Origin of the sequence: Actinoplanes sp. NPDC048791, assembly GCF_040650095.1 — a bacterium.
GTDB lineage: Bacteria > Actinomycetota > Actinomycetes > Mycobacteriales > Micromonosporaceae > Actinoplanes.
On sequence record NZ_JBEZGQ010000290.1, the window covers coordinates 1 to 8,632 of the forward strand.

The window sequence follows — 8,632 nt, forward strand, 5'->3', positions numbered from 1 at the left end:
CGCTGGGCCTGCTCCGCGAACGGCAGCGCCCGCGGCATGGGCACCGGCACAGTGACGAGATCGGCCCCGCCGACCGTCTTGCTGGGGGCACCCGCCGCCGGCATCAACGCGCGGAACGCCGCGGTGATCTCGGCGTCCTGCGCCGCGGAGAGCCGAGCCACCCAGCTGTCGCAGTGGTACACGGTGAACGACGTCGTGCCGGGTACGGTCGCCTCGGTCATGGCCTGGACGAACGCACCGCGGAACGGCAGCTGGGAGCTGGGATACCAGGGCGTGACGACGGCGACGGGGCCGGACATCACGCCCGCTTCGCGGGGATCACGACCGTCGTGCCGCTGGTGGCCGAGCGGAGCACAGCCTCCGCGACCTCGACCGTACGCATGCCCTGGCGCAGCGTGACGATGTCGCTGTCCTTGCCCTCCACGGCGTCACGGAAGCGCTCGTGCTCGACGAGCAGCGGCTCCCGCTTCGGGATCGCGTACCGGACCATGTCGCCCTCGGCCACCCCGCGGAACGCCCGCAGGGCTTCCCACTCGGTGTCCACCGCGCCGTTGGCGTAGAAGGTGAGGTCGGCGGTCAGCGTGTCGGCGACGAAGCTGCCCTTGGCGCCGGTGATGACCGTGGACCGCTCCTTGAACGGGCTGAGCCAGTTCACCAGGTGGTTGGCCATCAGGCCGTCGCCCAGCGAGGCCACGGCGGAGACCATGTCCTCGTGCGGGCGGCCGCTGCGCGACACGGTGCGCGCGGAGACGTCCAGATATTCGTGCCCGGTCACCCAGGCGGTGAGGTCGATGTCGTGGGTGGCGAGGTCCATGACCACGCCGACGTCGGCGATCCGGCCCGGGAACGGGCCCTGGCGCCGGGTGACGACCTGGTAGATGTCGCCGAGCTCGCCGGCCTCGAGCCGGGTGCGCAGGCTCTGCAGCGACGGGTTGTACCGCTCGATGTGACCGACGGCACCGACCAGGCCACGGCTCTCGAACGCCTCGACCAGCTTGCCGGCCGCCTCGACCGACGGGGCCAGCGGCTTCTCGATCAGAGCGTGCACGCCGGCCTCGGCCAGCCGCAGCCCGATCTCCTCGTGCAGGGCGGTCGGGCAGGCGATGACCGCGTAGTCGAGCTGGAGCGCGAGGAGCTGCTCCAGGTCGGTCACGACCGGCACGCCGTGCGGCGCCACCGCGTTCGGCGCCGGGTCCAGCACGCCGACGAGCTGCACGCCGTCCAGCAGGTTGAGCACGCGGGCGTGGTTGCGCCCCATCGCGCCGAGGCCGATCAGGCCCGCGCGGAGTCCGCTCGGCGCGCTCATGCCTTCGCCGCCACGGTGTTGACGCCCTCGACGATGCGGTCGAGCTGCTCCTGGGTCAGGCTCGGGAACACCGGCAGCGACACGACCTCGCGGGCCGCGCGGTCGGTCTCCGGCAGCTTCCAGTCGCCGACCTGGCCGTCCTCGTTCAGGTACGGGCGCAGCTCGTGGATCGGGGTCGGGTAGTAGACGGCGTTGCCGATGCCCAGCTCCTTGAGCCCGGCCTGGAACGCGTCCCGGTCGCCCTGCACCCGGACCGTGTACTGGTGGTAGACGTGGCGGGCGCCCGCGGCCACCGGCGGCACCGTCACACCGGTGAGGTTGGCGTCGAAGTACGCGGCGTTGGCGCGGCGCTTCTCCGTCCAGGCCTCGAGCTGGCCGAGCTGGACGCGGCCGATCGCGGCGGCCACGTCGGTCATCCGCATGTTGGCGCCGACGATCTCGTTCTGGTAGCGCGCCTCCATGCCCTGGTTGCGCAGCAGGCGCAGGGTGCGGGCGAGCTGGGCGTCCCCGGTGCTGATCATGCCGCCCTCGAGCGAGTGCATGTTCTTGGTCGGGTAGAAGCTGAAGCATCCGGCCGCGCCGAAGCTGCCGACGGGCTTGCCGTCGAGGGCCGCGGCGTGCGCCTGGGCGGCGTCCTCCACCACGGCGAGGCTGTGCTGCTCGGCGATCTGCATGATGCGGTCCATCGCGGCCGGGTGGCCGTACAGGTGGACCGGCATGATCGCGACGGTGCGCGGGGTGATCGCGGCGGCGACCGCGTCCGGGTCCAGGCAGAAGCTGCCGGCCTCGATGTCGGCGAACACCGGGGTGGCGCCGACCAGGCGGACCGCGTTCGCGCTGGCGGCGAACGAGAACGACGGGACGATGATCTCGTCGCCCGGGCCGAAGCCCAGCGCCATCAGCGAGAGCTGCAGCGCCGACGTGCCGGAGTTGACGGCCACGCAGTGCCGGCCGCCGACGACCTCGCCGAACTCGGCTTCGAAGGCGGCAACCTCGGGGCCCTGCACGACCATGCCGCTGCGCAGGACACGAACGGCGGCCTCGATCTCGGCCTCACCGATGACCGGACGAGCGGGCGGAATGGCGTCCTGCAGCCCAGACATGGGCGGTCCTCCTGTGTACACGTGGCTGATGCAACGCCGGGAGTGAGCATGTGACGTGGCTCGACGGCACCGGCACGGCGCTTGGCGGCCGGAACAGTACCTTACCGAGACGTGAGATCGCCTACCGTACGCATCGGCCGCAACCATCACTGACGTGCCATAGGGCTACCAGAAACGCCCGCCGCTTGTCACTTTCCGTGAGCTGTTTCGCAGTTCGTCCGGGAAATCGGCGCCGGATGTCTCGGGCTGTGATCCGTCCCCCACGCGGCGCAACCGGCGGCGTTCATCAGGATTTCATCCCTTCAGAACCGCGGCATGCCGCCGAACTGGCGGTCGCCCGCGTCACCGAGGCCCGGGACGATGTACATCTTCTCGTTGAGGCCCTCGTCGATCGACGCGGTGACCAGCCGCAGCGGCAGGCCGGAGGTGCGCAGCCGCTCGATGCCCTCCGGCGCGGCGAGCACACAGCAGACGATGACGTCGGTGCAGCCCCGGTCGACCAGCAGCTGGCAGCAGTGCACCAGGGAGCCGCCGGTGGCCAGCATCGGGTCGAGCACGAGCACGGGCAGCCCGGCGAGGTCACCGGGCAGCGACTCCATGTACGCGCGCGGCTCATAGGTGGCCTCGTCGCGGGCCAGGCCCACGAAGCCCATCGACGACTCGGGCAGCAGCGCCAGGGCGGCGTCGGCCATGCCCAGACCGGCCCGCAGCACCGGCACGATCAGCGGCGGGTTGGCCAGCCGGGTGCCCTGGGTCGGCGCCACCGGGGTGCTGATCGGGAACTGCTCGACGGCGAAGGTGCGGGCGGCCTCGTACACGACCATGGTGGTCAGCTCGTGCAGGGCGGCGCGGAAGGCTCCGGAGTCGCTCTGCGCGTCACGCATGACGGTGAGCCGGGACTGGGCCAACGGATGATCAACGACGAGTACGTCCACGCCGATCAACCTACCGGGGTTCCTCAAGATCAACTGTCGGTGGGCCGCGTAGAATCCCTCTCATGACTGCGACAGCGACGTCGAGGCTGCCCAACGTGCCCGGTTCCGCCTTCAATCTCCGATCTTTCCTGCACGGACTGCCCGGGGTGGACAAGGTCGGCGTCGAGGCGCGGGCGGCTGCCCTCGGCACCCGGTCGGTGAAGACCACCGCCAAGGCGGCGGCGATCGACCTGGCCATCCGGATGGTCGACCTGACCACCCTGGAGGGCGCCGACACCCCCGGCAAGGTCCGGGCCCTGTCGGCCAAAGCGCTGCGCCCCGACCCCTCGGACCCCACCTGCCCCAGCGTGGCCGCCATCTGCGTCTACCCGGCGATGGTCCCGGTCGCGGCCGAGGTGCTGGCCGGCTCCGGCGTACACCTGGCCAGCGTGGCCACGGCGTTCCCGTCCGGGCAGGCCCCGCTCGACGTCAAGCTGGCCGACACCCGCGACGCCGTCGCCGGCGGCGCCGACGAGATCGACATGGTGATCAGCCGGGGCGCGTTCCTGTCCGGTCGCTACGACTTCGTGTACGACGAGATCGTCGCGGTCAAGGAAGCCTGTGGGTCCGCACACCTCAAGGTGATCCTGGAGACCGGTGAGCTGGGGACGTACGACAACGTGCGCCGCGCCTCCTGGCTGGCGATGCTGGCCGGCGCCGACTTCATCAAGACCTCCACCGGCAAGGTGCCCGTGGCCGCGACGCTGCCGGTGACCTTGGTCATGCTCGAGGCGGTCCGGGACTTCCGGGCCCAGACCGGGCGCCAGGTCGGCGTCAAGCCCGCCGGCGGCATCCGCACCACCAAGGACGCCATCAAATACCTGGTGCTGATCAACGAGACGGTCGGCGACGACTGGCTCGACCCGGACTGGTTCCGCTTCGGCGCCTCCTCGCTGCTCAACGACCTGCTGATGCAGCGGACCAAGCTCACGACCGGCCACTACGCCGGCCCGGACTACTTCACGCTGGACTGAGGCCATGTCTTTCCTTGAGTACGCCCCGGCCCCCGAGTCCCGCTCGGTGGTCGACATCGCGCCGTCCTACGGCCTGTTCATCGACGGCGAGTTCGTGCCCGCCTCGTCCTCCGGCGGGGTCTTCAAGACCGTCAACCCGGCCTCCGAGGAGGTCCTCGCCGAGGTCGCCTCGGCCGGCGCCGAGGACGTCGACCGGGCCGTCGCCGCCGCCCGCCGGGCCTTCGGCCCCTGGTCGGCCCTGCCCGGCGCCGAACGCGCCAAGTACCTCTTCCGGATCGCCCGCATCATCCAGGAACGCTCCCGCGAGCTGGCCGTGCTGGAGTCCCTGGACAACGGCAAGCCGATCCGCGAGTCCCGCGACGTCGACGTGCCGCTGGTCGCCGCGCACTTCTTCTACTACGCGGGCTGGGCCGACAAGCTCAAGTACGCGGGCTACGGCTCCGACCCCCGGCCGCTGGGCGTCGCCGCACAGGTCATCCCGTGGAACTTCCCGCTGCTGATGCTGGCCTGGAAGATCGCGCCCGCCCTGGCCGCGGGCAACACGGTCGTGCTCAAGCCGGCCGAGACCACCCCGCTGTCCGCGCTGTTCTTCGCCGACATCTGCCAGCAGGCCGACCTGCCGCCGGGCGTCGTCAACATCATCACCGGCGCCGGCGAGACCGGCCGCACCCTGGTCGAGCACCCCGGGGTCGACAAGGTCGCCTTCACCGGCTCCACCGAGGTCGGCCGGCAGATCGCCCGGTCCGTCGCCGGCACCAGCAAGCGCCTGACCCTCGAACTGGGCGGCAAGGCGGCCAACATCGTCTTCGACGACGCGCCCATCGACCAGGCGGTCGAAGGCATCGTCAACGGCATCTTCTTCAACCAGGGGCACGTCTGCTGCGCCGGGTCGCGGCTGCTGGTCCAGGAGTCCGCGTACGACGAGGTGCTCACCGCCCTCAAACGCCGGATGGCGACGCTGCGGGTCGGTGACCCGCTGGACAAGAACACCGACGTCGGCGCGATCAACTCGGCCGCGCAGCTGGCCCGCATCCGCGAGCTCTCCGACGTCGGCGCCGCCGAAGGGGCCGAACGGTGGTCACCGCCGTGCGAGCTGCCGGCCCAGGGCTTCTGGTTCGCCCCGACGATCTTCACCGGCGTCACCCAGGCGCACCGGATCGCCCGCGAGGAGATCTTCGGACCGGTGCTGTCGGTGCTGACCTTCCGCACGCCGGACGAGGCGATCGAAAAGGCCAACAACACGCCGTACGGTCTGTCGGCCGGCATCTGGACCGAGAAGGGCTCACTGATCCTGGCGATGGCCGACAAGCTCCGCGCCGGCGTGATCTGGGCCAACACGTTCAACAAGTTCGACCCGACGTCGCCGTTCGGCGGCTACAAGGAATCCGGTTACGGCCGCGAGGGCGGCCGGCACGGCCTGGAGGCGTACCTTGCCTAAGTCCCCGTCCCCCGCCAAGGCCGCAGGCAGCGCCAAGGCCGCAACCGGCGCCAAGCGCGACCGCCAAGCCTCCCCGGCCAAGAGCGGCCCCGCGGCCGCACCCGCCCAGGGTGAGGGCAGCTCGGCTTCGTCCTCCGCCGGAGGCACCCCGGCCACCGGCGGCAGCGCCACCTCGCCCGCCGAGAGTGGCCGCGCCACCGCCATTGCCGCGGGCGACCGAGTTGCGTCCGGCACTCAGGGCGCCGACAGCGCCGCCGTCCGGGGCGGTCGGCTCGCGGTGCGCAAGACCTACAAGCTGTACATCGGCGGGGCTTTCCCGCGCAGCGAATCAGGACGGACCTATCTCGTGGACGGCGACAACGTGGCCCTCGCCTCCCGCAAGGACGCCCGCGACGCCGTCGTGGCCGCCCGCAAGGCGCAGCCCAAGTGGGCCGGCGCCACCGCCTACAACCGCGGGCAGGTGCTCTACCGGATCGCCGAGATGGTCGAGGCGCGGCGCGACGAGTTCCTCGCGCTGGGCGTCGCGGCCGGCGAGCTGGACGCGGCCGTCGACCGCTGGGTCTGGTACGCGGGCTGGTCCGACAAGATCGCCCAGGTGCACGGCAGCGCCAATCCGGTCGCCGGCCCGTACTTCAACATCTCCGCGCCGGAGCCCACCGGTGTTGTCGGCGTGGTCGCCCCGGCCTCGTTCCTCGGGCTGGTCAGCGTCATCGCGCCGGCGATCGTCACCGGGAACACGGTCGTGGTGCTCACCGCCACGCCGCAGGTCGCCGTCACCCTCGCCGAGGTGCTGGCCACCTCCGACGTCCCGGGCGGAGTGGTGAACATTCTCACCGGGCACGCCGCCGAGACCGCGCCGTGGCTGGCCTCGCACGACGACGTCAACGCGCTCGACCTCACCGGCGTGGCCGATCCCGAGCTCGCCACCGAGCTGGAGCGGTCCGCGGCCGGCAGCCTCAAGCGGGTCGTCCGCCCGCCGGCCGACACGCCCGACTTCACCGCCGATCCGGGACTGCGGCCGATGACGGCGCTGCTGGAGACCAAGACGGTCTGGCATCCGAAGGGTTTCTGACCTCGGTCGGTCTCCTTTCAGGAGCGCACACTAAGGTGTGTGCCCAGACTCACCCGTCCGAACAGCTCGCTTGAACCAACCCGGAGGTCACCGTGACCAGCCAGTCGCCCGAAGAGGGCTCGACGGTCAAGGAGGAGAAGGCCGTCGTCAAGGACGGGCTCTCCGGCCGTGAGCTGTGGGACGAGGTACGAATCTCGCCCGTCGAGATCGCCATGCCGGGCGGCGTGGGGCTGACGCTGCGGGCGTACCGGCTCGCCTCGGAGCTCACGCCGACCGAGATCGAGACTGAAGAGGACGACCCGTTCGACGCCCGGGAGCGTGCGGCCGCGGCCCGCGCTGCCGAGGAGGACGGCGTCATCGTCGACGACGAGTTCGCCGCGCTGGTCGCCGAGGGCGACGCGGGCACGAAGTCGGAGCGCAAGTCCGACGGCACGGTCACCACCGAGGATGGCGAGGTCGTGGCCGAGCCCGACCCGGCCGACTTCGCCGACGAGCCGGAAGAGGCCGCTGCGGCCGAGGAGGAGGACGAAGAGGTCCCGATCTTCCTGAGCCACCGCGGCAAGCTGCTCACCTTCAAGACCCCGGAGTCGCTGGTCTCCTTCATTCGTTCGGGTGCACCGCACGACCTGGCCCAGCTCGACACGTGGCCGACCGTCGTGGAACGGGTACAGTCGAGCGACATCGACCCGGCGCAGGACGACCGCTACGAGCTGGATCTCGTGGTGGAGAACCTGCGCGGTGGTCACGACACGTGGGATCTGCCGCTGCTCATCGCCGCCGGCGAGGTGGCCCGGGACCTGGGTCACGCCCTGCGCCTCAAGCCCGTGATCCTGGCCTTGGCGCCGGGATCGCCGCTCGACGACCTGGACGAGTCTCTCCGGTCGGCCGAGAGTGGCGGAATGGGCGGTTTCTTCGGACGGCGCAAGCTGCGTAAAATCGGGGCGCAACAGGCGAGTCTGGGTTGGCGCTCGATTATCGGCAAGATCTCTGCCGCTGTGGACTGGCGCGACTGACCCCTCAACAGGGACCATCAGTCCTTGGCCGAATACAGCACTCCCGGGGAGGAGGACGACGCCGTGGCGCTCGTGCGCGTGTACTGCGGTCTGGCGTCGGCTGATGAGACGGTGCGGACGGCCTCGGCCGGCTCGCAACTGACCATCGCCGTGGTGGACGACACGGGAAGGCTGCTCGGGGTCCACGAGATCAGCGACGACCCGGGGGGCTATGCCCAGCTCGGCACGCTGCTCGTGGAACGGACGAGTGGCTTCGCGGACGCCGCGGTCGCCGCCGACAGCGACGACCACATGGTCACGTCGCTGCTGACCGCAGCCGGCCGTCCCCTCGCCGTCGCCGACGACGACTCAGCCGACGACTTCGCCGAACGGTTCGCCGACGACGACTCCCCCGAGGAGATGTCGGCCTCACCGGCGGCCCGTCGCGCCGTGGGCCTCGCCCGCGCGCTTCAGGCCGGAGCCCTCACGGCAGCCACCATCCCGGCGCCCCGCGAGCTGGTCAGCTACAAGCCGGTGCTCGCGGCCCACGTCGCGATGCTCAACGGCCGGCACGCGGCTGCCACGTCGCTGCGCGAGGTGCTGCGCGAGCTGTATCCGGCGGCGCTGCGGGCGTACCCGGATCCGGCCCATCCGCTGGCCCTCGCCGTGCTGGACGCGCTCCCGGAGCCCGGCCGCCTCACCGGCCGCGGTCACGACGGTGACCAGGTCGCCGAAGACGTGGCCGCGGAGCTGACCCGTGCCGGCGCCGGCAC

Annotated in this window: 7 protein-coding genes and 2 pseudogenes; 5 read left to right on the forward strand and 4 right to left on the reverse strand. The window is 71.3% G+C overall.

Annotation, left to right across the window (positions count from 1 at the left end):
- The 4 genes and pseudogenes from AB0C29_RS21405 to upp form a co-directional block, all read right to left on the reverse strand.
- A pseudogene (locus AB0C29_RS21405) lies at window positions 1-299 on the reverse strand (glycosyltransferase family 4 protein); the annotation flags it as partial.
- Entirely contained in the window at window positions 299-1,306 is a 1,008-nt protein-coding gene (locus tag AB0C29_RS21410; protein ID WP_360822632.1) for a Gfo/Idh/MocA family oxidoreductase, read from the reverse strand. The pseudogene AB0C29_RS21405 and the gene AB0C29_RS21410, both read right to left, overlap by 1 nt.
- On the reverse strand, window positions 1,303-2,409 hold the full coding sequence (locus AB0C29_RS21415; protein ID WP_360822635.1) for a DegT/DnrJ/EryC1/StrS family aminotransferase: 1,107 nt from the start codon (window positions 2,407-2,409) through the stop codon (window positions 1,303-1,305). Before AB0C29_RS21415 ends, AB0C29_RS21410 begins: the two co-directional genes overlap by 4 nt.
- 302 nt (window positions 2,410-2,711) lie before the next feature.
- Window positions 2,712-3,344, reverse strand: a complete 633-nt coding sequence (upp, locus tag AB0C29_RS21420; RefSeq protein WP_360545432.1) for a uracil phosphoribosyltransferase — start codon at window positions 3,342-3,344, stop codon at window positions 2,712-2,714.
- Between the two features lie 62 nt (window positions 3,345-3,406).
- Here upp and deoC point away from each other — a divergent pair, with 62 nt between their 5' ends.
- The 5 genes and pseudogenes from deoC to AB0C29_RS21445 form a co-directional block, all read left to right on the forward strand.
- Window positions 3,407-4,357: a deoxyribose-phosphate aldolase gene (gene deoC / locus AB0C29_RS21425; RefSeq protein ID WP_360822638.1), complete on the forward strand. Its 951-nt coding sequence runs from the start codon at window positions 3,407-3,409 to the stop codon at window positions 4,355-4,357.
- A 4-nt stretch (window positions 4,358-4,361) separates the two neighbouring features.
- On the forward strand, window positions 4,362-5,795 hold the full coding sequence (locus AB0C29_RS21430) for an aldehyde dehydrogenase family protein (RefSeq protein WP_360822641.1): 1,434 nt from the start codon (window positions 4,362-4,364) through the stop codon (window positions 5,793-5,795).
- A gap of 277 nt (window positions 5,796-6,072) precedes the next feature.
- Window positions 6,073-6,867 (forward strand): aldehyde dehydrogenase family protein, encoded by a 795-nt coding sequence (locus tag AB0C29_RS21435; RefSeq protein ID WP_360822643.1) that lies wholly within the window; start codon window positions 6,073-6,075, stop codon window positions 6,865-6,867.
- Between the two features lie 173 nt (window positions 6,868-7,040).
- Entirely contained in the window at window positions 7,041-7,880 is an 840-nt protein-coding gene (locus AB0C29_RS21440; protein ID WP_360822646.1) for a DNA primase, read from the forward strand.
- 24 nt (window positions 7,881-7,904) lie between these two features.
- Window positions 7,905-8,632: pseudogene (locus tag AB0C29_RS21445) on the forward strand (transposase); the annotation flags it as partial.